Source organism: Flavobacterium columnare (assembly GCF_014844295.1).
GTDB classification, from domain to species: Bacteria; Bacteroidota; Bacteroidia; order Flavobacteriales; family Flavobacteriaceae; genus Flavobacterium; species Flavobacterium columnare.
In genome coordinates this window covers 1,982,444-2,004,732 of sequence record NZ_CP054494.1, presented here as the reverse complement: position 1 = coordinate 2,004,732, position 22,289 = coordinate 1,982,444, and the positions used below count along the sequence as shown (strand labels likewise).

Here is a 22,289-nt window from a genome sequence, read left to right as displayed (position 1 = left end):
TATTATATAAAACCTTTAAAAATTGTTTTTCTTAATATTAATTCAATTAATAACAACAAACCTGCCAACCAAACCCAAGGACGGTATTTTTCGTCATAATTAACAAATTTTAACTCATCAACTTTCGTTTTTTCTAATTTATTGATTTCGCTATAGATGTTTTCTAGACTGGAATTGTTTGTAGCTCTAAAATATTTTCCCCCTGTTTTTTGAGCGATATTTTTCATTAATTTTTCGTCAATCTGAACAGGCATCATTTTAAATAAAAACCCTCCATTAGGAGCATACGCATAGGGGAATAATGCATTTCCGTTTGTTCCTATTCCTATGGTATAAACTTTTATTCCTAAATCAGCTGCAATTTCAGCTGCAGTTTGAGGATCTAAAAGGCCTGCATTATTTACTCCATCTGTCATTAAAATGATGACTTTACTCTTGGTTTTGCTGTCTTTTAAACGATTAACAGCAGTAGCCAATCCCATGCCTATTCCTGTACCGTCCTGTAAAACATTATCGTATTTAATATCATCAATAGCTTGTAATACAACTGCTTTATCGCTTGTTACGGGTGTTTTTGTATAAGCTTCTGCTGCATATACAACCACTCCAATACGATCATTTAAACGTTCTTTGACAAAGTTTGAGGCTACTTGTTTTAACGCTTCCATTCGGTTAGGCTTTAGATCCTTAGCCAACATACTTCCTGAAACATCGGAAGCAATAACAATATCAATTCCAAAAGTACTATTGGTTTTATTACTGACATCTACTACTCGGGGTCTTGCCATGGCTACTATTAAGGCTCCTAACGCCAATAACCGCATAGCAAAAAGCAGAGGTTTTAACTTAGGCAAGACGGAGGTTGTATTTTGAAAACCTTTTAATGAACTTATTTTTAGTATTGGTTTTTCTTTTTTATTCATAAAGAAATACCATATTATTGTTAAAGGTAATAGTAAAAACAACCAAAAAAATTCGGGGTTTAAAAATGTTACATTCTTCATTATGGTGCTTTTTTAAGTTCAACAGATTGCAACATACGATTTGCTATTTTTTGCCCATTTTCATCTCCTTCTCTAAAGGCTACCATTAGTTGTTGCACTCCCCCATCTTGGCTAAACAATAGTATTTGATAAATCATTTGCTCTCCGTTTTTGATCAAACTTCCATATCCTTTTAGACCTTGTAATCCTTCTTTAGTTTTAAAATCTTCTTGTTTCACTACTACATTTTCACACTCTTGATTTTGTAACGTTTGAATCATTCCTGTCAAGGCTTGCCCTAAATCTACTTCTTTTTTTTGTTTGAATTCAGTTGATGAAATAGCCATATAAAAACCTTGTATTAAACTTCCGTAATCAAACATTTGAGTACTTTTTACGATTCCTGCTGTATCATTTGGAATGGCTTTAGAAACATCTGTACGTTTCAATACCTCTGGAGTTTCTACCACAATAGCAGGATTTCCGTATTCTGATTTTATCCAATCTGCATGAACTAATTCTTTAGTAGATGGACCTGTAAAACCATTTTTAATAAAATCAATCCCTTTGGTAATTCCAATAAAGATGAATGCTGATATGATTAAAAAACTTACAATTCCTGCAATGGCTGTTGTCTTTTTTTTGCGTTCTTGCTTTTTTCGAATTTCTTCTTGTTCTTTTTTCCATTTTACACTTGTTTCATCTACTACTATCGGTATGGATTTATGAATGTTGATGATACTTGATTCTATTTTTTTTCTGTCATCTGCTATTTCAAAATCCAAAGGTTTCGATTGAGCAAACTTTACTAAATCTGCTTGTTTTAACACTTTTTCTAAACTTTTAACCGTTTCTTGAGAAAGTTTTAATTTTCTTTTTTGAGCGGCTTGTTGTAACCCTAGAATAAGCTCTGAAGTCGTACTTTCTTTTGCTGGAATTTCAATTGCTTCTTCTATATATTCACGCACAATATCTGTTAACTCTGAATAATAGGCTTTAATTTCTCCTTTTGCTAAAAGTTCTTTTTTTTCTAGTCGTTGTAATAGGTCTATAGATTTTTCTATGGGTGTACTATATACAGGCTCTATTTCTGCTGTTTTTTGATATTTTTTATACAATTTGTATCCCAAAAATCCTAAACCAATTAAGGTTAGTAACCCAAGCAAATATTTCCACCAATTGCCCAGTGGTCTTTCTGCCTCAATAATGGGTTTAATATCATACATTTTTTGTTTTAAAGTATCTACTTTTACGTTAAATACTTCTACCTTGATACTCTCTGAAAAATAGGGTTTGTTATTAATTAGAATAGGCATTTTAGGTATTACAAACTTACCTGAATCGAATTGAACTAAACCGTATTTTTTTATTAGTTCCATTTTTGATTCTGCTTTTATGGTATCAATAGGATAGGACTCTACTACCTCGAAGGAACCAAAATTTTTATCTTTTGGAAAAGTAATATGCCTTTTTGTATTTGATTTGACTTTTAAACTTAAAGTGAATTGCTCTCCAATTTTGTTTTGTTTTCTATCAATAGTAGTTTCTATCTTTTGTGTAAAACCAAATGATGAAAAAAGCAATAATATGTATAGTTTCGCATTCATTAATTAACAGTTTTTGATTTCTGAATTATCTTTAGCAGTAGGAATACTTACAACAACTATTGAAATCAATTGATTTGATTCATTTTTTGTTTGATTCACTTCTAAATCAAACAGGTATGATTTTGGTTTTTCTATAATTCTTAAACAATGACTAGTTTCTCTTATTTCTTTCAAACAAAGTCTTTTTTTGTTTACAAAATCTTTTTTACTTTCAACGTCACCGTAATTTAATGCTGGTGAGCTGGGGAAACGAATAATCTGATCTAAGAAATGATTTGCTATATAATTGTGTTCCACTTTTTAATAAATAAAATGATACTGGATACAAAATGTATTACTCTTTTTGCTAATTTCTTGTTGTTTCTTTTAGAAAGAACAATTTTTCACTTATCTTGATTTGAAATAACCTAATAGTTTTGTTACATAACTTTCGTCTACTCTTGTGTGTACTGTACCAGCACCACATTTTGAGAAAATGTCCTTAAAATAATTCACTTTTTCTTGATAGTATTTTTCATACTGCAAGCGAACGTTTTTAGAACTTGTATTTATCCATTGTATAGCATCTGTTTCAGCGTCTTGCATGGCTACTAAACCGATATCAGGTATTTTTTCTTCACGGATATCAAATACTCTTACCCCTGTTATATCGTGTTTTTTACTGGCAATTTTCAATATTTTCTCATAATTATCATCTGTTATAAAATCTGAAATCATGAATACAATAGCTTTTTTCTTTTGGGTTGCGGAAAGAAACTCCAGAGCATTTCCTATATTAGTCTGTTTGCTTTTAGGTTCGAATTCAATTAATTCACGAATAATACGTAATACGTGTGATTTTCCTTTTTTAGGTGGAATGTATAATTCTATTTGATTCGAGAATAAGATTAAACCTATTTTATCATTATTTTGAGTTGCTGAAAAAGCTAAAGTTGCTGCTATTTCTGTTACTACTTCGCTTTTTAATTGATTTTTAGTACCAAAATTTTCTGAACCTGAAACATCAACCATTAACATCATGGTTAATTCTCGTTCTTCTTCAAAAACTTTTATGTAAGGTTCTTTATATTTAGCCGTAACATTCCAATCAATTGCGCGTACATCGTCACCATACTGATATTGACGTACTTCCGAAAAAGTCATCCCACGTCCTTTAAAAGAGGTATGATACTCTCCCGAGAAGATATGGTCACTCAGTCTTCTGGTTTTTATTTCTATTTTACGAACTTTTTTGAGTAAGTCTTTTGTTTCCATTTTTTAGGCAATAGGCAACGGTCATAGATTAATGGTAATTATTTATATAGTTCCTTTTTATGGCACTTCTATTTCGTTTACAATTTTATTGATAATATCTACTGTAGTTACGTTTTCTGCTTCAGCTTCATAAGTAATACCAATTCTGTGACGTAACACATCGTGTACTACCGCACGTACATCTTCTGGAATAACATAGCCCCTGCGTTTAATAAAGGCATAACATTTAGCTGCTACAGCCAAGTTAATACTCCCACGTGGTGAAGCTCCAAAACTAATTAAAGGTTTTAATGATTCTAATTTATATTTTTCTGGATAACGTGTTGCAAAAATGATGTCTAAAATATATTTTTCAATTTTTTCATCCATATATACTTCACGAACGGCTTCTTGAGCACGCAAAATTTGTTCTATAGACACTACTGGTTTTACTTTATCGAAACCTCCTTTTAGGTTCTGACGAATAACCATTCGTTCTTCTTCAATTTTAGGATAATCAATTATCGTTTTTAACATAAAACGATCTACTTGCGCTTCAGGTAGTGGATATGTTCCTTCTTGTTCTACTGGATTTTGTGTCGCTAATACTAAAAAGGGTTTATCTAATTTAAACGTAGTATCACCAATTGTTACTTGCTTTTCTTGCATTGCTTCTAATAAAGCTGATTGAACCTTTGCGGGCGCACGGTTGATCTCATCTGCCAAAACAAAATTGGCGAAGATCGGTCCTTTTTTAATTGAAAAGGCATTATCTTTAATATTATAGATCATGGTCCCTACTACATCCGCTGGTAATAAATCAGGAGTAAACTGAATGCGACTAAAGCTCCCGTAAACTGCTTGTGATAAAGTATTTATTGCTAATGTTTTTGCTAATCCAGGTACTCCTTCTAGCAAAATATGTCCTTGCCCTAAAAGTCCGATCAACAAACGTTCTACCATGTGTTTTTGTCCTACGATGACTTTGTTTATTTCCATCGTTAATAGATCAATAAAAGCACTTTCTCTTTCTATTTTTTCATTAATTGCCCTAATATCTAAAGTAGTGGTATTCTCTTCCATCGATTGTTTTTTTAAAGTCGTGAAATTAATATCTTATTCAATATGATGCAAATTGAAAATTTAATTGATTTTAGGGTGTTAACAATCAGTTAAATATTTTTTTTACCCCCTTATTAAGACTCATTTTATGAAAGCTTTTAGTATTTTTAAGTGATTTTTGAAAAATTAGAGATATGATTAACAAAAGACTCCTTATAAAAAACTTATTAGCTCATAACGACGAAAATAGCTTTTATGATAAAAAGAGACAGCTAAATCTTCATAATAAAGAAGGAAAGGCTAAATTTTTGAAACATATCTGTGCGCTATCTAATTCTAATCCGAATAATAATTCGTACCTAGTCATAGGTGTTGAAGACGAAAGTAACGAAATTGTAGGTGATGATTTTTTTGACGACAGTAGAATACAAAATTTGGTAAATGCTTTTCTTCTAAATCCTCCACAAATACAATATGAGAACATTCCTTTCCCTCATTTGCCAAAAGAAAAAGTGGTAGGATTAGTTACTATTAAGCCCAATCATAAAGTCTCTTATTTTAAGAAAGGAATAAACACAATAGAAACAGGAAGTACGTTTAAAAGAATTGGAAGTAATACAATCCCTACCCTTGATAAAATAGGCTATAGTAAACAAAATACGCAAACGGTTATCAGTATTGAAAACAATTCTAGAAATAGCATTGAACACACTTTAGAAGCCGTTTTAGATTTCATGAATGTTAAACATAAAGACATGGAAACTCAATACAAAGTTTTTAAAGAGCTTTTTATTGTTTGTTGGGCTGGTAATAAAAAGGAATGGAAAGGTAAAACCTATTTTTCAAGGGTAGACATTGAATTAATTAATGAGCAAATTAAACTCTTTTATTCTACACTAGACGAAGTTATTATAGAGTTTTCAGAAAATAATTTTACGATTACTGAATTTATACAATTAGGGCTTAATGATAAAACCAGTTATTATCCACTTGAAAAGGTTTATATTACATTTTTTGACAACGGGTATTATAAAATAGAAAATGAGATTCTTTTTGAACCCCCTCAGTTTAATAAAAAGTTATTATATCATATCTATAAAACAAACCTATTACTACTGGATAAAGTAAATCAAAAAGCCTCTCTTACAGATAGGGACCTTAAGAATCTTGAAAACCTACCACATACACTGATGCTCTGCTATTTGAATGGTTTTAAAAACGCAAAAGAGAAACTTATTGAGTCTAAATTTCTTTTAAAACCCTATCATAAAGTTTATATTTCTTTTAAAGAAGCTTTAAGAGTATTACGAAAAATGAAATATAGTCATTAGCTTATCTTATTTGTTGTCTATTTGTGATTGAAAAACAAAATAAGCTCTCTTAGAAGCTATTTCTTCCGCTTTCTTCTTAGAGGTGGCACGAGCTTTCGTTATAACCTCTCCGTTTAAATGTAACTTTACTGCAAAATATTTTACATTTCCAGCAGCATTATCATCATAGGTTTCATAATGGAAAGATTTTTTTTCTTTCTGACACCACTCAATAAAAAGACTTTTATAACTTATTACTTTGCCTTCTAAACGATCAATATCTACGTAGGGTTTTATTATTTTTTTTTGAATAAATTGTTCACAAAAATCAAATCCTTTATCCAAATATATTGCTCCAATAAAAGCTTCAAAAATATTTCCGTGTACATTTTCGCCAAAATGTTGTGCGGAAACTTTCGTTTCTACGAACTCAATTAATTTAAAATCTTTTCCTAATTCATTTAAATGTTCGCGTGAAACTATTTTAGAGCGCATTTTAGTCAAATACCCCTCGTCTCCATTAGGAACCTTACTAAATAGATGGGCAGCTATCACAGAACCTAACATTGCATCTCCTAAAAATTCAAGTCGTTCATAATTTATTGGATAACCGTTTTCATCTGTTTTATTCATAGATCTATGAGTAAAAGCGCGACGATAATGCTCAATATTTTCAGGTTTAAAACCTAAGATGAAAGTAATTTTTTTAAAAAAATTCCCGTCTTCAGGGTTCTGAAAACGGTTTTTTTTAAATATTCTCTTAATAATTCTCATACTATAGAATTATTCTATTTTTTTAAATAAAACACAAGCGTTATGACCACCAAAACCAAAAGTATTACTCATAGCCACTTTAATATCCCGTTTTTGAGCTTTATTTAAGGTAAGGTTTAAGTTTGGATCAATATTTTCATCCACTACATTATGATTGATTGTAGGAGGAATAATACTGTTTTTAATAGCTAAAATAGAAGCTATTGCTTCAATAGCTCCAGCAGCACCTAATAAGTGCCCTGTCATAGATTTAGTTGAATTGATATTAATATTTTTAGCGTGTTCACCAAAAACAGAACTAATTGCTTTTAGTTCCGCTACATCTCCAAGAGGAGTAGATGTACCATGTGTATTGATGTGATCTACATCTTCGGGCCTTAAACCTGCGTCTTGTAGTGTATTATTCATTACTGCTATAACTCCAATTCCTTCTGGATGAGGGGCTGTTAGGTGATAAGCATCAGAAGACATTCCGCATCCTCCTACTTCACAATAAATTTTAGCGCCACGTGCCTTTGCGTGTTCATATTCCTCTAACACCAATGCTCCTGCTCCTTCTCCTAAAACGAATCCATCACGAGTGGCATCAAAAGGCCTAGAGGCCGTTTCTGGACTTTCGTTTCTTGTTGATAATGCCTGCATTGAATTGAAACCTCCCATACCTGCGATAGTCACAGCTGCTTCGGATCCTCCTGAAACGATTACATCACACATACCTAAACGAATGTAATTGAACGCATCAACTAAAGCGTTAGCTGAAGAGGCACAAGCAGAAACCGTGGTGTAGTTAGGTCCCATAAAGCCATTTCGCATAGAGATATGTCCTGGAGCAATATCAGCAATCATTTTAGGGATAAAGAAAGGATTAAAGCGCGGCGTTCCGTCACCTTTAGCATAACTTAAAACTTCTTCTTGAAAAGTTTCTAGTCCTCCAATTCCTGCTCCCCAAATAACTCCAACACGATATTTATTAATTTTATCTAATTCCAAGCCAGAGTCTTTAATGGCTTCATCACTTGCTACAATGGCATATTGAGCAAATTTATCCATTCTTCTAGCTTCTTTTCTATCAATAAACTCCTCTACCTTAAAGTTTTTTACTTCACAAGCAAATTTTGTTTTGTGTTTTTCTGTGTTATAATAAGTAATGGGAGCCGCACCGCTTCTTCCATTAATTAGACCTTCCCAGTATTCTTGAAGGTTATTTCCAATAGGAGTTAAAGCTCCTAATCCGGTTACTACTACTCGCTTTAGTTGCATAGTTTAGCTGGTTTTGTTTTAATATAAAAAACCCCAAAGCACTTTTAATAATAACTAAAAGAAACAATGGGTATTACAGAATATGCTATATGATTGTAATACAATCAATGTTTGTACAAATCTAAAAAAGATTTTGATAAAGACAGTAAAAAATAAGAACATCTGTAAGCTTTTTTACTTACAGATGCCATTATTTATTATTTTTTAGCTTCTTCGATGTAAGAGATAGCTTGACCTACAGTAGCAATGTTTTCAGCTTGGTCATCTGGAATTTGAATATCAAATTCTTTTTCGAATTCCATGATTAGCTCAACAGTGTCTAATGAATCAGCTCCTAAATCGTTAGTGAAGCTTGCTTCAGAAACTACTTCGTTCTCGTCAACACCTAATTTGTCCACGATAATCGCTTTTACTCTTGATGCAATGTCTGACATAATCTTTAATTTTAAATTTTAATTAGTTGGCAAAAATAAAAAAATTATTTAATTACTCCTTTTTTGTTTCATAAATCTAACTACGAAATTATAAAATTAATTTTACAAAGAGGATGGTTTTTTTATTATTTCTCCTGAATTATTCTTTTTTTTGCAACTTTAAATATTTTTTAATTTCTGAAAGCCTATTTTTACTGCTATAACAACACATAAAAATATCATGAAAAAAATTGTACTATTTGCTTCTGGTTCAGGATCTAATGCTGAAAAAATCATATTGCATTTCAAAAGCAACCCAAAAATAACCGTAACACAAGTTTATTCTAACAATTTAAATGCTAAGGTTTTAGAACGAGCTAAAAATCATGGTATTCCAACGCTAACTTTCACAAAAGAAGATTTGAACTCAGGTTTTGTTTTGAATCAGTTAAACGAATCTACTCCTGATTTAATTGTTTTGGCTGGTTTTTTACTAAAATTCCCAGAAAACATCATTACTGCTTATCCCAATCGAGTTATTAATATACACCCAGCTCTTTTACCTAAGTATGGAGGCAAAGGAATGTATGGTATGAATGTACATCAGGCCGTTTTAGAAAACAAAGAAAAAGAAACAGGTATTACAATTCATTATGTAAATGAGCACTATGATGAAGGGGCTATTATTGCACAATATGCTACTAATATTGAAAATTGTAAAAAAGCAGAAGAAATAGCCACAGCAGTTCATCTATTAGAACACACTTATTTCTCTATTGAAATAGAAAAACTTTTAAATTCTTAACTCATAAAACATATACAACATGTCATACCAAGTACATATTTATACTGATGGAGCAGCAAAAGGAAATCCTGGACCTGGCGGCTATGGCTTGGTAATGGAACTGGTTGGAAGTTCTTATAAAAAAGAATTTTACGAAGGCTTTCGATTGACTACCAACAACCGAATGGAACTTTTAGCGGTCATTGTAGGGCTCGAAAAACTAAAACAACCCAATCAGCGTGTACTTGTCGTTTCTGATTCAAAATATGTAGTAGATGCTGTTGAAAAAAATTGGGTAATAGGCTGGGAAAAAACAGGTTTTAAAGGCAAAAAAAACCCAGATTTATGGGTTCGCTTTTTAAAAGTATACCGCCAACATCAAGTAGATTTTAAATGGATAAAAGGTCATAACAATCACCCACAAAATGAACGTTGTGATCAACTAGCGGTAATGGCATCGCAACTGAAAACACTCTCTATCGATCGTTTTTATGAAGGAGAAAGTAATAAATTAGTTTGAATGAGTCCGATTGGCTAATCAAAAGAGCAAAATATACTCTATTCATATTAGATAAATTAATTGTAAAATGATAGAAAGAAATTATGTTACTTGTTGTACAAAATTTCATCTTAAACCTTGCCTTAAATCCAGATTACACATTAGAAGTTTACTACAGATAAAATGACTTTCTTTGTTCTTTGAATCTAAAAAGTCTCATTTTTTGCCCTCAATGCGTCAAAACTACGCTGGCATAAAATAATGGCTCAGATTAATTTTTTGGGGATTAAGCAAAAAGTTTCTCCATTCTAAAGAGGAAGAATTTAGTATCCATCACACCTCTTTGATTAGCTCTGAAGAGTTTTATTTTTGAGTTAAAGGATTCAGCATTTGCGTTTGTATGTCTTTTTATGAAGAAGTTTACAATTGTTTCCAAATGATAATTTAAACTATTGGCAACGGTATTAAAGACAGTCATTTTTAATTCTTTGGTTTTGGATATCCAATTCAATATTTTTTGTTTAACCTCTTCTTTTGAGGTGTATTCATAAATATTTCTAAACTCTTGGGTGTGTTTATATGCCTGATGTATTAGAGGATAATGTTGGAACAATATTTGGGCTCGCACTTTTTGGGTTTCTGTCCATTGGTTGGGTTTCTTGGCAATGATATAACGACATCGAGCCAATAGTTGTTTGGGTGTGTCTTGGTTTTCAAAAGTTATTGGAATGTATTTTATTGCTTGCTCCTTTGCTTTTTTGATAGCTTGATTCTCTTTTTCAATCTCCTCCCAGCGATATTTTATCCTTAAATGCTGGAGAGCTTCCATTACCAACTTTACCACATGGAAACGGTCTGTGACAAGGTAACTTTCAGGAAAACACATTCTTGATGCTGATTGCATATTGTTTGCCATATCAAGTGTTATCGATTTTACTTGTTTTCTATGCGAAAGTGGAATTTTAGTAACCACATCAATAATGTCCTGACTTTTGGTGCCTTTTATAACCGCCACTAAGGATTTCTTTTTGCCTCTTCCTTGTTTATTGGTTACAAAAGTATACAGTTCACCTTTTGACAATCTTACTTCATCAATACTTAAATTCTCCCCAATATTTTCGGGGTAAATCAGATAATTTTCGGCATGTTCTAACTGTTTCCAACTTGTAAAACCACTGATTCTTTTTTTGTAATGTCTTCGCAGTAAATCAGCTTTAATGCCATAATAACTGGCAATGTTACTTATCGTATCTTCTCGGGTCTCTACCTGTACCTTTTAAAAAATCCGAAAGTTCAACAGTTAATTTGGAACCTTCTGCAATAAAAGAATAATCGCTTTTAATTTCTGACTTATCTACTGTATTTCGCCACCTACGTCTTCTGATACCTAAATAAACAGCCTTTCCTCGTATTGGAAAATCTTGTATCAAAGTACGCTCACAAAAGCCTTTTGACTCATATTCCTCTGAAATGAAACCTTCGGGAATAATGTTCTTTTCATCAAGATAGATATAAAAGCAATCCTTTTTTGTTTGAATATCTCCTAATTCTATAAAATCAACAATATCAAAATGACATAATAATTCTTCGGGTAGAAAAGCAGAAAGTATCGAAAAATCCATTTACTTTTTTTGTCGCAATTTACAATTACTCCCCATATTTTTTATGTGAGCCAAAATAATTCCGCGTCTTTTTATCTTATTTTCTCTTTTCATCTTCATCACAAAATACACCCCATAATCTGTTTTAAAGATATTTACTAACACATTTAGAATCAATCTATTTCTTTGAGTGATTACATACTACATCCCCAGAGAAAGAATAGATAAATGATCTCTAAAACGTATAAAGAAAATCTTCTTCTAGATAATTTTTAGAAAAAACTAAAACACAACACTAGGATACCTACTTCAGACTTAAATTGCAAATCTAGTATTCAAGTCTTTAGCTTTCCTTTTTTAGAAACTTTTAATAATAAATAATACCCTCTTATATAAAAAAGAAAGAGTATGTCCTAAAATTTTTCAATCTTTTCGAACCAAAGGAAGGTTCGAACAAAGCGAATAGTCGAAGCAAATCACATAACACTGATTCTGACTTCCCCTGTCGTCAAAAAGGACTAAACGTTAAGCTATTACTTCTTAAACACCGATAATTAATAACGTTTTGGATAATCTTTATTTTCCGAATACTTTTTTATTAAAAACAATCAATATCCCTACTCCTGTAGAGATGGCAATATCTGCTACATTAAAAATAGCGTTGAAAAAGGTAAAGTATTTTCCGCCAAAAACAGGCAGCCAAGACGGTAACTTGCCTTGCCAAATGGGAAAATAAAACATATCAACAACTTTCCCATACAACCAAGTGCCGTAAGGTTTATCTGAAAAAGGAATTGCTAATTGACCTTCGCTATGATCAAAAATAACACCATAAAAAACAGAATCTAGGATATTACCAAAAGCACCCGCTAAGATTAGCGAAATGGCTATAATTAATAAATTAGAAGCTTTTTCTTTTACTGATTGCCACAACCAATAACCAATTCCAAAAACTGCAAAAATTCTAAAGGTGGTAAGAATCAATTTACCGTAAATCCCTGGCAATTCAACTCCCCATGCCATACCTTCATTTTCTACAAAAAGAAATTTAAACCATTTAGCTACAACAACTTCTTCATGTAACATGAAGTTTGTCTTTACATATATTTTTGATATTTGATCTGTTAATAAAACTAGGAAAACTATTAAATAGGCTTTTTTTAGATTCATTTTTAAACTTTTGATGGGCAAAAATAAGGAATATTGTAATACAAAATAAGGAAACTTAAAGAAGATAAAAAACGCTCCATTAGGGAGCGTTTAGTCATTTGTTTTCGATATGTTATTTTTGCAAATTTTTAGCTTCGATACTCATCGTAGCATGTGGGACTAATTTCAAACGCTCTTTTGCAATTAATTTACCTGTTACTTTACAAATACCATACGTTTTGTTTTCGATACGAATTAAAGCATTCTTTAAATCTCGTATGAATTTTTCCTGACGAATGGCCAATTGAGAGTTAGCTTCTTTACTCATAGTTTCGCTTCCTTCTTCAAATGCTTTGAATGTAGGTGAGGTATCATCTGTACCATTATTCAAATCATTTAGATAAGCACTTTTTATAAGTTCTAAATCTGCTTTGGCTTTTTCTAATTTAGTCTGGATTAACTCCTTAAATTCCGCTAAATCTGAATCCGAATATCTAATTTGTTCTTCCACCATAATCTAATGTGTTTTGGGTTAATATCTGGTTTAGTTTGTTTCCGAAAAACTATTTTTATTTTGTTATATGAATTTTTGTTTTAAGGTTATCAAATTCAATTTCTGTGCCATTTTCTATGCTTTCAGCAAAAATTAATTCTTCTGTTAATGTTTCTGCTTGAATATAATCCAAATTGTTTGCTACAGCACTTTCTATTTCGTCTTGGTTTACCATTGTAACCTTAATTTTGTCTGTTACTTCAAAACCAGAATCTTTACGAATATTTTGGATACGATTTACTAATTCCCGTGCGATTCCTTCTTTTCTTAATTCATCGGAAATGGTAATATCCAAAGCTACTGTAATTCCTCCTGAGTTAGCCACTAACCACCCTTCTATATCCTGAGAGGTAATTTCTACATCTTGAATTGTTAAGATAACATTATTTCCGGAAATAGCAATACTTATTTCTCCTTTTGTTTCTATCTCTACTATTTGTTCTTGTGAAAAACCTTGTATTTCTTTAGAAATCAAACCCATATCTTTCCCAAACTTGGGACCTAAAGCTTTAAAATTAGGTTTAATCTGTTTAACTAAAACACCAGAAGCATCGTCTAAAAGTTGTATTTCTTTTACATTTACTTCTGCCTTAATCAAATCAGATACTGCTTCGATTTCCGCACGTTGTACTTCATCTAATACAGGTATCATTACTTTTTGAAGCGGCTGACGAACTTTAATCATTTCTTTCTTACGCAAAGACAATACTAAAGAAGAAACGGTTTGCGCCTTTAACATTTTGCTTTCTAACGATTTATCAACACGGTTTTCAACGTAAACTGGGAAATTTGCAAGGTGTACACTATCAAAAGTTTCTTTTTGTGTTGCCGCATTTAAATCTTTATACAAGCGATCCATAAAGAACGGTGCAATAGGTGCCGCTAATTTAGCTACAGTTTCCAAACAAGTATATAAGGTTTGGTATGCTGCTATTTTATCTGTTCCGTAATCACCTTTCCAAAATCTACGACGGCATAGGCGCACATACCAATTACTCAAATTTTCTTGAACGAAATCAGAAATGGCACGAGCTGCCTTTGTTGGCTCATAATCCGCATAGGCTTCATCTACTAATTGAATTAAGGTATGCAACTCCGATAAAATCCAACGATCAATTTCTGGTCTTTCTTCCAATGGAACTTCTGCTTCTGAATATTTAAATCCATCAATATTAGCATATAACGCAAAGAATGAATACGTATTGTACAACGTACCGAAAAACTTACGACGTACCTCAGCTACACCTTCAATATCAAATTTCAGGTTATCCCAAGGATTTGCATTAGAAATCATATACCAACGTGTAGCATCTGGACCATATTCTTTTAATGTTTCAAATGGGTCTACAGCATTACCCAAACGTTTCGACATTTTCTGCCCGTTTTTGTCTAATACCAATCCGTTAGAAACTACATTTTTATAAGCTACTTTGTCAAAAACCAAAGTTCCGATAGCATGCAATGTATAGAACCAACCACGTGTTTGGTCAACTCCTTCTGCAATAAAATCAGCGGGGAAGGATTGGTTTCCGTCTATCAATTCTTTGTTTTCAAATGGATAATGCCATTGCGCATAAGGCATTGCACCTGAATCGAACCAAACGTCAATCAAGTCTGTTTCACGATTCATAGGTTTTCCTGAAGGTGAAACTAAAACGATAGTATCTACTACATTTTTATGCAAGTCAACTAAGTCGTAATTGGTTTCTTCCATAGTTCCAATTTGAAAACCTTTGTATGGATTTTCTGTCATTACTCCAGCCGAAATTGCTTTTTCAATTTCATTGAACAACTCTTCCACTGAACCAATGCAAATTTCTTCTGTTTTGTCTTCCGTTCTCCAGATAGGTAATGGAATTCCCCAATAACGCGAACGTGAAAGATTCCAGTCGTTAGCATTTTTCAACCAATTTCCAAAACGCCCTTCACCCGTGGCTTTAGGCTTCCAATTGATGGTTTCGTTTAGCTCGAACATTCTATCTTTTACCTCCGTTACTTTGATAAACCAAGAGTCTAATGGATAGTACAAAATAGGTTTATCGGTTCTCCAACAATGTGGGTAACTGTGCACATATTTTTCTACTTTGAACGCTTTATTTTGCTCTTTTAATAAAATCGCTATTTCTACATCTACGGATCTTTCAGGAGCTTCGCCTTCGTTGTAATATTCATTTTTAACGTATTTGCCTCCAAATTCTCCTAATTGTGCTACAAACTTACCTTGTAAATCCACTAAAGGAACGGGATTCCCGTTCTCGTCTAACACCAACATAGGTGGCACTTCAGGAGTCGCTTCTTTAGCCACTTTCGCATCATCAGCACCAAAAGTAGGAGCGGTATGTACTATACCCGTACCGTCTTCGGTCGTAACGAAATCACCTGCAATTACTCGGAACGCGTTTTCGGGCGTTTGGTATGGTAATGCCCAAGGCAATAATTGCTCGTATTTGATTCCAACTAAATCGGCACCTTTACATTCTGCTAAAATTTGATAAGGGATTAGCCCCCTAGCTCCCGAAGGGGGAACATGTAGAAACTTATCTTCTAACTCTTTAAATTCATCATTAGTTTCTACCGACTTATATTTTTTATCAAATTGTTTTGAAACCAAGTTTTTAGCTAATATCACATTAACCGGTTCAAACGTGTATTGATTGAAGGTTTTTACTAAAACATAATCAATTTTAGGTCCAACGGTCAATGCAGTGTTACTTGGTAACGTCCAAGGAGTAGTTGTCCAAGCTAGGAAGAAAGCCTCCCCCATTCCTTCCGAAGAAGAAGAGCTCAAACCGAACGCATTTAACACGCTGTTTGTCCCCTCTTCGGGGGTTAGGGGGCTCTTGAATTGTGCTACAATAGTCGTATCGGTCACATCGCGGTACGAACCCGGTTGGTTTACTTCGTGTGAAGATAATCCTGTTCCTGCTTTTGGCGAATACGGCTGGATCGTATAGCCTTTGTATAATAAATCTTTAGTATAGATTTGTTTTAGCAACCACCAAACCGATTCCATGTATTTGGATTTATAAGTCACATACGGGTCTTCCATATCTACCCAATACCCCATTTTTTCGGTAAGGTCATTCCAAACATCGGTATAACGCATCACAGTACGTTTACAAGCTTCGTTGTATTCGGTTACCGTAATTGTTTTCCCAATATCTTCTTTGGTAATGCCTAATTCTTTTTCGGTTCCTAATTCTACCGGAAGTCCATGAGTATCCCAACCGGCTTTACGCTTTACTTGGTATCCTTTTTGAGTTTTATAACGACAGAAAATATCCTTAATCGCACGTGCCATTACGTGGTGAATACCTGGTAATCCATTTGCTGAAGGGGGGCCTTCAAAAAACACATACGGGGTAGCTCCTTCTCGTGAAGTTACCGATTGTTTAAAGACATTGTTTTTTTTCCAAAAATCAAGTACTTCAGAGGCCACTGTAGGCAAGTCAAGTCCTTTGTATTCGTTGAATTTCATATCGCTATTCTCTATATTAAAAAATCAATCGGCGAATGTAATGATTTATAAGGCAATAGCAAAAAAAAAGACATAATTAATACGATATATAGAATAATTACTAGCTCAAAAATTAAAAAAAATGTATTTTTACATTCATACTTAATGAGCTCCTAAATGATGAAAAAAAATATACTCTTTTTTCTTTGGTTGTGTACAATCATTTCCTACGCTCAATCAAACGTTGGGATTAACACCACAACTCCTACTGAAACGTTAGATATTAATGGTGATCTAAGAATAGAGAACTTACCTGATGGAAATAATGCGAACACTTATTCAAAAACATTGGTAACTAATAGCTCCAATACGATACTAATGGATGGAGGAGCCTATACTGACGGGCATGTGTTTTTAGATGTTTTATCTACTTTAGCGGTCTATTACTGGAATACGACAAGTACGGCAGGTTTTGATATGATTACACAAAATTTTACTACTATAAAACCCAATCAAGTTGTTGACATTAATTTAGACCTTCCTTTTAGAATTTCTGCGTTTGCATCAACTACTCCACCTGGGCACAACGGAACACCTTTAATTTTTAGCGCGGATACTCGTGTTGTAAAGACTTTTATTTACCTAAATGGGGGCTCTTATATCAATAAATTAATTGCAGCAAAAACTCAATATCTAAGTGGAAGTTTCAAAGAAACTGGAATTTATGGTACTAATTTGAGTTCTCAGATTTCATTACCTACACTGGGTACATATACAATTACGGTTCGTGTAGAGACTAATTGTATAAACGGATCTTCATTTAGAATAAACTACAATCCTAGTACTGTAGGAAAAACAAATTATTTAAAACTAACCTCAGTAAATTAAGAGACATGAAAAATATTATAAAAACAATTATTATTTTGGTTTCTAATTTTTCGATAGCACAAGTTGGAATTGGAACAGACACACCAACAGCAACTTTAGATGTTAATGGAACGACGAGGATTAGAACTTTAAATGATGGTTCTAACAGCACTACCTATCCTTATTTTGTCGTAGCAGATGCACTAGGAAATCTCGCAAAAGCAGACAGACCGTCTAAATTATTCACCTCTTTAGAGCCTACTTTTACTTTGGATACAAATATAACAAGCGATACGCAAATTACTAGTACTTTGTATAGTGCTACTGTAACTACAAGTGTAGCTAATCAGGTATTACAAATTAGCTGTTTAATTCCTTATCGTCTTTGTGATAATACCATAACCACTAACCCACCATTATATCATGCTTCTACTAGAGCCTTAACCTATGAATGTATTTTAAACACTGGGACTGACAATACAATTGCACATGAAACGGTTTTCTTTAGTGGAGGAAATCGTTTGAAAGAAACCCATTACTGCAACCTATCAGGAAATATCACAATTACCACACCCGGCACCTATACCTTACGAATAAATATAAAAGCCGACGCTCCAAGTGGTGCAGCTTATCGAGTTGAACACAATATAAGTAGTACCACAGGCAGGGTTTTTATTTACTCCAGTAATTAAATTAATCAGGTATGATAAAACTCTTTTAAAACCTCTAATGAATAAGGCTTTCTGAAATTTTCTATATGCAAGGCGTAAAAATCTAAGAGAACTTCTAAAAGCCTTTGACGTTTTAGATAATCCAATTTAAAATCGGTAGTATCATCAAAACTTGAACACATAAAAAGTTTTAAATTTTGCGAAGTTTCCTCATCTACAACATAAGACGTAACCTCTGAAACAAAACACCCTTCATTCAAATCAAAAAAAGGGAAATCATCATTAATTAAGTATGGATAAAATCCTAAAAACTTAGTTAATTCTATTAAAAAATTAAGATGGAAATTGACTGCATGATCGTGAGTATCCAGCCACACCATGGCCGTTTCTAAAAACAAATAAAGTGGTTCATTGCCTTCTTCTTCCTTAATCACATGATGCAATACTTCTGACAAAAACAAAACAATAGTACTTTTAACAATATCAAAAGGAATACTTTTATAGGGCACAGCTATCTTAATTTCTTTAAAATACTCTAGCCCTCCTTTATTTTTATGATCAGCCTCAATTTCAAGAATTGTTAAAGGTTGAAAGTAAGCAATACGCTGACTATTTTTTTTAGTAGAGAAAGCGGAAGGTACAAAATATGAAATTACACCTTGGCTTTGTGTAAAACATTTTACAATCAAAGATTTTTCTTGATATCGAATAGCACTTAAAACAATTGCTTTAGTTTTGGTTAGCATAAATTTTTACTTTCGATTTAAAAATTTTTTTTCTATTAAATGCCATGATAGATAAGCACATACATAGGTTGTTAACATTGTTATTATCCCCACAAACAAAGGGTTGTATTTTTGAAAATATTCAAAATACACAAACAGTTGTATTATGGGAAAATGATACAGATAAATACCATACGTATAATCCGCTTTTAGACTAAAGTTGTTTAAAAGAGGGAGCGAATACGCAAGAAACAATACCGTAACGCCTAACACAAAAGGAAAAAAGAGATCAATGTCTAAACCATACATTTGAATTAAAAATAAAAACCATGCTCCTATTAGAAACTTCCATTTGTTCTGAATAAAAAAATCAAAGTTCAGATAGATATAGATCCCCATAACAAAATAAGCTAATTTTCCTGGGAGTTGCTTTTCTAGTAATGGTAAATGCAAAAATTCTAACATTACATGAGAATATAAAATAGAAGCCAAGTAGATAAAGACTAATACTGTGTTTTTATTTTTGAATTTATTGATTAGATAAAACAGCATAGGTAGTACAATATAAAAACCTTCTTCTATTTTCATAGTCCATAAAGAACCATTTATAAAAGGAATCGGATTTGTAGTAAAAACACTTGGAAGGCACGGTTCTACAAAATTCAAAAAAAACAGATTCCAAAAAAAATAACGATAGGTCCTCCTATTGGTAAAATAATCCTGATAGGAAAGAGTGGAAAGAGCGGATAGAATTATTACAGAAAGGATTATTATTGTAATGTATGCTGGTAAAATTCTTTTGGCTCTTTTTAGAAAATACATTTTTAAATTAGGAGTATTCACTAAACTTTTAGTTACCAAAAAGCCACTTAAGATAAAAAAACCACTAACGGCTAAATTGGATTTACAAAAAAGACTTAAAAAATGCAATGATTTATCCTTTGTTAGCTCAGCTAAATGAGCCAACAGGATTATATTGGCCATTAGAAAACGAAGGAAATTAATACTATTCTTCCTTAGCATTATTTATCGAATAATTAAAAGTTTTTTAACAACGGTATCTTCACCTTCTTGATCTGAAACTAATACTACATAAACTCCTGATGATACTTTTGTTTTAGCAAAAGACAGGGTGTCCCACTCGATAGTTCCTCCTTGTGAGATGTTTTCAAAAACTAGATTGCCTTCTATATCGGTAATTTTAACATTGCTTTTATCTTTTAATCCTGTAATTCTAACCATTCCTTTATGTTCTGGTCTATAGGGATTAGGATAAATATAGGTATTAGAATAATCTTTAGTTCCTACTGTTGCTAAACTCTGATAAGAAACAGTTCCATTATTAGTTACAAAATAGACTTTACCTGTTGTTTGATCTATTTCAATATCATCTACTATATTACTGGGTAAAGGCGAATTTTCTTTTGTAAAATGTAATTTGGTCTGTTGCCCGTCTGGCGAAATTAAAAAAACACCTGATTCTTCGACTGAAACCCATTTGTTGTTTGCTCCATCTACTTCTATATCTAAAATATTAGATTGATAAAAAAGTTCTTGAGCGGTGCCGTCTTCTAATAAAATAATTTGTTTTGTATCTAGACTGGTATCCGTCAAAAAGGAATTAATATTTGGCAAATAACGCAAGCCATTAAAGGTGCCAATCCATAATTGATTATTGTTATCAAGGGCTAAAGAGCGAATATCATTATCTGGTAAACTCCCTTTTCCTTTAACATTGTTAATAATTATATTTTTGTTTAATTTTTCATTAAATCCTATCACTCCTGTTTTTAGCGTTCCCAACCATTTAGTTCCATTTTTATCAATTTTCATTGAAGAAAAATTTTCTTCTTTAGGGTTTACAGAAATGTTTTTAAATGAATAGCTTTTCCAATTATCATTTTTATCAAGACTAAAAAGCGCATTTTCTGCTCTGCTACTGGTAATCCATAAATTTCCATTTGAATCAAAGCTAGGTGTATTTACAAGAAGAACGTTAGGAATTAGTTCGTCTTTTAGTGGGGTATTTTCTTTATTATATAATTTAGTGGGAATAAAATTATCTAGTTTTAATAATCCGCTAAAAAAAGAACCTATAAATACTTCATTTTTATTTTTAGGGTTAAAAACAATACTCGACAGAGCTCTTGCCTCTAATAGATCTTTATAAGGTAGGTTTATCCATTTTTCATTAGAATAAACACTAATTCCTGATTTACTAGGACCTCCACAACAGTACCCATAAGGATTGTATTGGTTAGTATACCCTCCAAAAACTGCAAAAAGAGTACCGTCATTAACTTTTATTCTAAAAAAACGATTTTTTTCTGGGCAACTCGGTGTTAAATTAGCTACAAGTTGGGGATTATCGAAGTCTACTGAATACAAACCATTACTTTCTGTTCCTACATAAATTTTGTTGTTTCTAATAGATGAACTTGTAAAAAGTGATTGGAATTGATCTCTCCAAGCTAATTGCTTTATTACACTTCCATTTTCATCAAAAACATCAACATAGTTAGAGGAACTTATAATTAGTTTATCCTCGTTATAATGAACGTCTTTAGGTTTTTGTAGAACAGAGGTTATATAAGAAAGTGAATTATCTGACTTTAATTCATGTATAGCTCCTGTTTCTGAGACTATAATCTTTTTGGTTTTGGTGGATTTTAAAAAAAGCCAACTACCTGGTTGCAGCATACTCCATTGATTAAAATCAATCAAGAAAGGGTTACTTAACTTAGCAGTATAAAGACCCTTTGATTTTACAATTGCATAAATGGTATCATTAATTATTGAAGTGCTTACAATATCCTGTTCTGTCCCTCCTGTCCCTATAAAAAATGTATCTCCAAATTGGGAATTATCCATATCTAAAACGGTAATACCATATCCTGTTGATATATATATTTTGTTTTTGTATTCTTCAAAATGATTGATTCTTTTTTTGCTTGCTAAAATATTAGATTTTTCTTTTATTCCTTTTAAATAAAACATTGAACCATCTGTTTCATTGACAATAATAACCAACCCACTCAAGTGTCCCACAATGGTTTTATTATAGGTTGGACTGAAATGAATTTGCGTGATAGGCTCCCCTGATAGGCCTTCTATTGTTGATTTTTTTTCAGATTGGTTGGTATCTAAATTAGATGAAAAATAGGTGTTATCAGCAGCTATTAGTATCTTGTTCCCTACTAATTCAAGATCTTTAACTGCATTATAGGAATAATATCCGCTCCAAGGGTTGATTTCTTGAGCAAAAACGTGAGGAAAGTTTAAGAGTATAAATAAAAATGCAGTACAATTCTTCATGTCTTTCTGATTTCTTGCGACAAATA

The 22,289-nt window shown here is 32.4% G+C and carries 21 protein-coding genes; 5 read left to right on the top strand and 16 right to left on the bottom strand.

The window, feature by feature from the left end; translation table 11 throughout:
* Nucleotides 1–2: 2 nt before the first annotated feature.
* From HUE53_RS08725 to HUE53_RS08705, 5 genes are all read right to left on the bottom strand, one after another.
* Nucleotides 3–1,004, bottom strand: coding sequence for a vWA domain-containing protein (locus HUE53_RS08725; protein ID WP_014166695.1), 1,002 nt, complete (start codon nt 1,002–1,004; stop codon nt 3–5).
* Nucleotides 1,004–2,590 carry a BatD family protein gene (locus HUE53_RS08720; RefSeq protein ID WP_014166694.1) on the bottom strand — a complete coding sequence of 529 codons (1,587 nt, stop codon included), beginning with the start codon at nt 2,588–2,590 and terminating at the stop codon, nt 1,004–1,006. The genes HUE53_RS08725 and HUE53_RS08720 overlap by 1 nt, the downstream gene beginning before the upstream one ends.
* Before the next feature lie 3 nt (nt 2,591–2,593).
* Nucleotides 2,594–2,887, bottom strand: a complete 294-nt coding sequence (locus HUE53_RS08715; RefSeq protein WP_014166693.1) for a four helix bundle protein — start codon at nt 2,885–2,887, stop codon at nt 2,594–2,596.
* Between the two features lie 90 nt (nt 2,888–2,977).
* The gene (locus HUE53_RS08710) at nt 2,978–3,844 is read right to left on the bottom strand and encodes a DUF58 domain-containing protein (RefSeq protein ID WP_014166692.1); all 867 of its coding nucleotides are present in this window, start codon (nt 3,842–3,844) and stop codon (nt 2,978–2,980) included.
* Nucleotides 3,845–3,901: 57 nt separating this feature from the next.
* Entirely contained in the window at nt 3,902–4,906 is a 1,005-nt protein-coding gene (locus tag HUE53_RS08705) for an AAA family ATPase (protein ID WP_014166691.1), read from the bottom strand.
* 173 nt (nt 4,907–5,079) lie between these two features.
* Here HUE53_RS08705 and HUE53_RS08700 point away from each other — a divergent pair, with 173 nt between their 5' ends.
* Nucleotides 5,080–6,216: an ATP-binding protein gene (locus HUE53_RS08700; RefSeq protein ID WP_014166690.1), complete on the top strand. Its 1,137-nt coding sequence runs from the start codon at nt 5,080–5,082 to the stop codon at nt 6,214–6,216.
* Between the two features lie 6 nt (nt 6,217–6,222).
* Here the strand turns inward: HUE53_RS08700 and rnc are convergent, their stop codons facing one another.
* The 3 genes from rnc to HUE53_RS08685 all read right to left on the bottom strand — a co-directional run bounded on the left by rnc (nt 6,223) and on the right by HUE53_RS08685 (nt 8,663).
* A complete protein-coding gene (rnc, locus tag HUE53_RS08695) occupies nt 6,223–6,969 on the bottom strand; it encodes a ribonuclease III (RefSeq protein ID WP_014166689.1) in 747 nt (248 codons plus the stop codon).
* Nucleotides 6,970–6,978: 9 nt separating this feature from the next.
* Nucleotides 6,979–8,229 (bottom strand): beta-ketoacyl-ACP synthase II, encoded by a 1,251-nt coding sequence (gene fabF, locus HUE53_RS08690; protein ID WP_014166688.1) that lies wholly within the window; start codon nt 8,227–8,229, stop codon nt 6,979–6,981.
* Nucleotides 8,230–8,426: 197 nt separating this feature from the next.
* Nucleotides 8,427–8,663, bottom strand: coding sequence for an acyl carrier protein (locus tag HUE53_RS08685; protein WP_014166687.1), 237 nt, complete (start codon nt 8,661–8,663; stop codon nt 8,427–8,429).
* Between the two features lie 220 nt (nt 8,664–8,883).
* Here HUE53_RS08685 and purN point away from each other — a divergent pair, with 220 nt between their 5' ends.
* Complete coding sequence (purN, locus tag HUE53_RS08680) at nt 8,884–9,447, top strand: phosphoribosylglycinamide formyltransferase (RefSeq protein WP_138425303.1); 564 nt, start codon at nt 8,884–8,886, stop codon at nt 9,445–9,447.
* A gap of 19 nt (nt 9,448–9,466) precedes the next feature.
* Nucleotides 9,467–9,946, top strand: a complete 480-nt coding sequence (gene rnhA, locus HUE53_RS08675) for a ribonuclease HI (RefSeq protein ID WP_014166685.1) — start codon at nt 9,467–9,469, stop codon at nt 9,944–9,946.
* 265 nt (nt 9,947–10,211) lie between these two features.
* Here the strand turns inward: rnhA and HUE53_RS08670 are convergent, their stop codons facing one another.
* From HUE53_RS08670 to ileS, 5 genes are all read right to left on the bottom strand, one after another.
* The gene (locus tag HUE53_RS08670; protein ID WP_454951484.1) at nt 10,212–11,129 is read right to left on the bottom strand and encodes an ISAon1 family transposase; all 918 of its coding nucleotides are present in this window, start codon (nt 11,127–11,129) and stop codon (nt 10,212–10,214) included.
* A gap of 34 nt (nt 11,130–11,163) precedes the next feature.
* On the bottom strand, nt 11,164–11,547 hold the full coding sequence (locus HUE53_RS08665) for an ISAon1 family transposase N-terminal region protein (protein ID WP_014165862.1): 384 nt from the start codon (nt 11,545–11,547) through the stop codon (nt 11,164–11,166).
* 555 nt (nt 11,548–12,102) lie between these two features.
* Complete coding sequence (locus HUE53_RS08660) at nt 12,103–12,696, bottom strand: lipoprotein signal peptidase (protein WP_014166684.1); 594 nt, start codon at nt 12,694–12,696, stop codon at nt 12,103–12,105.
* A gap of 112 nt (nt 12,697–12,808) precedes the next feature.
* The gene (locus HUE53_RS08655; RefSeq protein WP_014166683.1) at nt 12,809–13,189 is read right to left on the bottom strand and encodes a TraR/DksA family transcriptional regulator; all 381 of its coding nucleotides are present in this window, start codon (nt 13,187–13,189) and stop codon (nt 12,809–12,811) included.
* Nucleotides 13,190–13,244: 55 nt separating this feature from the next.
* Nucleotides 13,245–16,706: an isoleucine--tRNA ligase gene (gene ileS / locus HUE53_RS08650; RefSeq protein WP_107317393.1), complete on the bottom strand. Its 3,462-nt coding sequence runs from the start codon at nt 16,704–16,706 to the stop codon at nt 13,245–13,247.
* A gap of 156 nt (nt 16,707–16,862) precedes the next feature.
* On the opposite strand from ileS, the gene HUE53_RS08645 reads away from it, so the two are divergent.
* Together HUE53_RS08645 and HUE53_RS08640 are read left to right on the top strand one after the other, a co-directional pair.
* Nucleotides 16,863–17,573: a hypothetical protein gene (locus HUE53_RS08645; protein WP_146917108.1), complete on the top strand. Its 711-nt coding sequence runs from the start codon at nt 16,863–16,865 to the stop codon at nt 17,571–17,573.
* 5 nt (nt 17,574–17,578) lie between these two features.
* Nucleotides 17,579–18,244: a hypothetical protein gene (locus tag HUE53_RS08640; protein ID WP_014166680.1), complete on the top strand. Its 666-nt coding sequence runs from the start codon at nt 17,579–17,581 to the stop codon at nt 18,242–18,244.
* Between the two features lie 5 nt (nt 18,245–18,249).
* Here the strand turns inward: HUE53_RS08640 and recO are convergent, their stop codons facing one another.
* Genes recO through porZ form a run of 3 tightly spaced genes read right to left on the bottom strand, consistent with a single transcriptional unit; the run spans nt 18,250 to nt 22,263 of the window.
* Nucleotides 18,250–18,969 (bottom strand): DNA repair protein RecO, encoded by a 720-nt coding sequence (gene recO / locus HUE53_RS08635; protein ID WP_014166679.1) that lies wholly within the window; start codon nt 18,967–18,969, stop codon nt 18,250–18,252.
* 6 nt (nt 18,970–18,975) lie between these two features.
* On the bottom strand, nt 18,976–19,971 hold the full coding sequence (locus HUE53_RS08630) for an acyltransferase family protein (RefSeq protein WP_077225483.1): 996 nt from the start codon (nt 19,969–19,971) through the stop codon (nt 18,976–18,978).
* A 3-nt stretch (nt 19,972–19,974) separates the two neighbouring features.
* Nucleotides 19,975–22,263 (bottom strand): type IX secretion system anionic LPS delivery protein PorZ, encoded by a 2,289-nt coding sequence (porZ, locus tag HUE53_RS08625; RefSeq protein WP_192188422.1) that lies wholly within the window; start codon nt 22,261–22,263, stop codon nt 19,975–19,977.
* Between the last annotated feature and the right edge of the window lie 26 nt (nt 22,264–22,289).

Bases quoted from the DNA above. Each gene is read 5' to 3' on its own strand.
- HUE53_RS08725 (WP_014166695.1), bottom strand. From the start codon at position 1,004: ATGAAGAATGTAACATTTTTAAACCCCGAATTTTTTTGGTTGTTTTTA.
- HUE53_RS08720 (WP_014166694.1), bottom strand. From the start codon at position 2,590: ATGAATGCGAAACTATACATATTATTGCTTTTTTCATCATTTGGTTTT.
- HUE53_RS08710 (WP_014166692.1), bottom strand. From the start codon at position 3,844: ATGGAAACAAAAGACTTACTCAAAAAAGTTCGTAAAATAGAAATAAAA.
- HUE53_RS08705 (WP_014166691.1), bottom strand. From the start codon at position 4,906: ATGGAAGAGAATACCACTACTTTAGATATTAGGGCAATTAATGAAAAA.
- HUE53_RS08700 (WP_014166690.1), top strand. From the start codon at position 5,080: ATGATTAACAAAAGACTCCTTATAAAAAACTTATTAGCTCATAACGAC.
- rnc (WP_014166689.1), bottom strand. From the start codon at position 6,969: ATGAGAATTATTAAGAGAATATTTAAAAAAAACCGTTTTCAGAACCCT.
- fabF (WP_014166688.1), bottom strand. From the start codon at position 8,229: ATGCAACTAAAGCGAGTAGTAGTAACCGGATTAGGAGCTTTAACTCCT.
- HUE53_RS08685 (WP_014166687.1), bottom strand. From the start codon at position 8,663: ATGTCAGACATTGCATCAAGAGTAAAAGCGATTATCGTGGACAAATTA.
- purN (WP_138425303.1), top strand. From the start codon at position 8,884: ATGAAAAAAATTGTACTATTTGCTTCTGGTTCAGGATCTAATGCTGAA.
- rnhA (WP_014166685.1), top strand. From the start codon at position 9,467: ATGTCATACCAAGTACATATTTATACTGATGGAGCAGCAAAAGGAAAT.
- HUE53_RS08665 (WP_014165862.1), bottom strand. From the start codon at position 11,547: ATGGATTTTTCGATACTTTCTGCTTTTCTACCCGAAGAATTATTATGT.
- HUE53_RS08660 (WP_014166684.1), bottom strand. From the start codon at position 12,696: ATGAATCTAAAAAAAGCCTATTTAATAGTTTTCCTAGTTTTATTAACA.
- HUE53_RS08655 (WP_014166683.1), bottom strand. From the start codon at position 13,189: ATGGTGGAAGAACAAATTAGATATTCGGATTCAGATTTAGCGGAATTT.
- ileS (WP_107317393.1), bottom strand. From the start codon at position 16,706: ATGAAATTCAACGAATACAAAGGACTTGACTTGCCTACAGTGGCCTCT.
- HUE53_RS08645 (WP_146917108.1), top strand. From the start codon at position 16,863: ATGATGAAAAAAAATATACTCTTTTTTCTTTGGTTGTGTACAATCATT.
- HUE53_RS08640 (WP_014166680.1), top strand. From the start codon at position 17,579: ATGAAAAATATTATAAAAACAATTATTATTTTGGTTTCTAATTTTTCG.
- recO (WP_014166679.1), bottom strand. From the start codon at position 18,969: ATGCTAACCAAAACTAAAGCAATTGTTTTAAGTGCTATTCGATATCAA.
- HUE53_RS08630 (WP_077225483.1), bottom strand. From the start codon at position 19,971: ATGCTAAGGAAGAATAGTATTAATTTCCTTCGTTTTCTAATGGCCAAT.
- porZ (WP_192188422.1), bottom strand. From the start codon at position 22,263: ATGAAGAATTGTACTGCATTTTTATTTATACTCTTAAACTTTCCTCAC.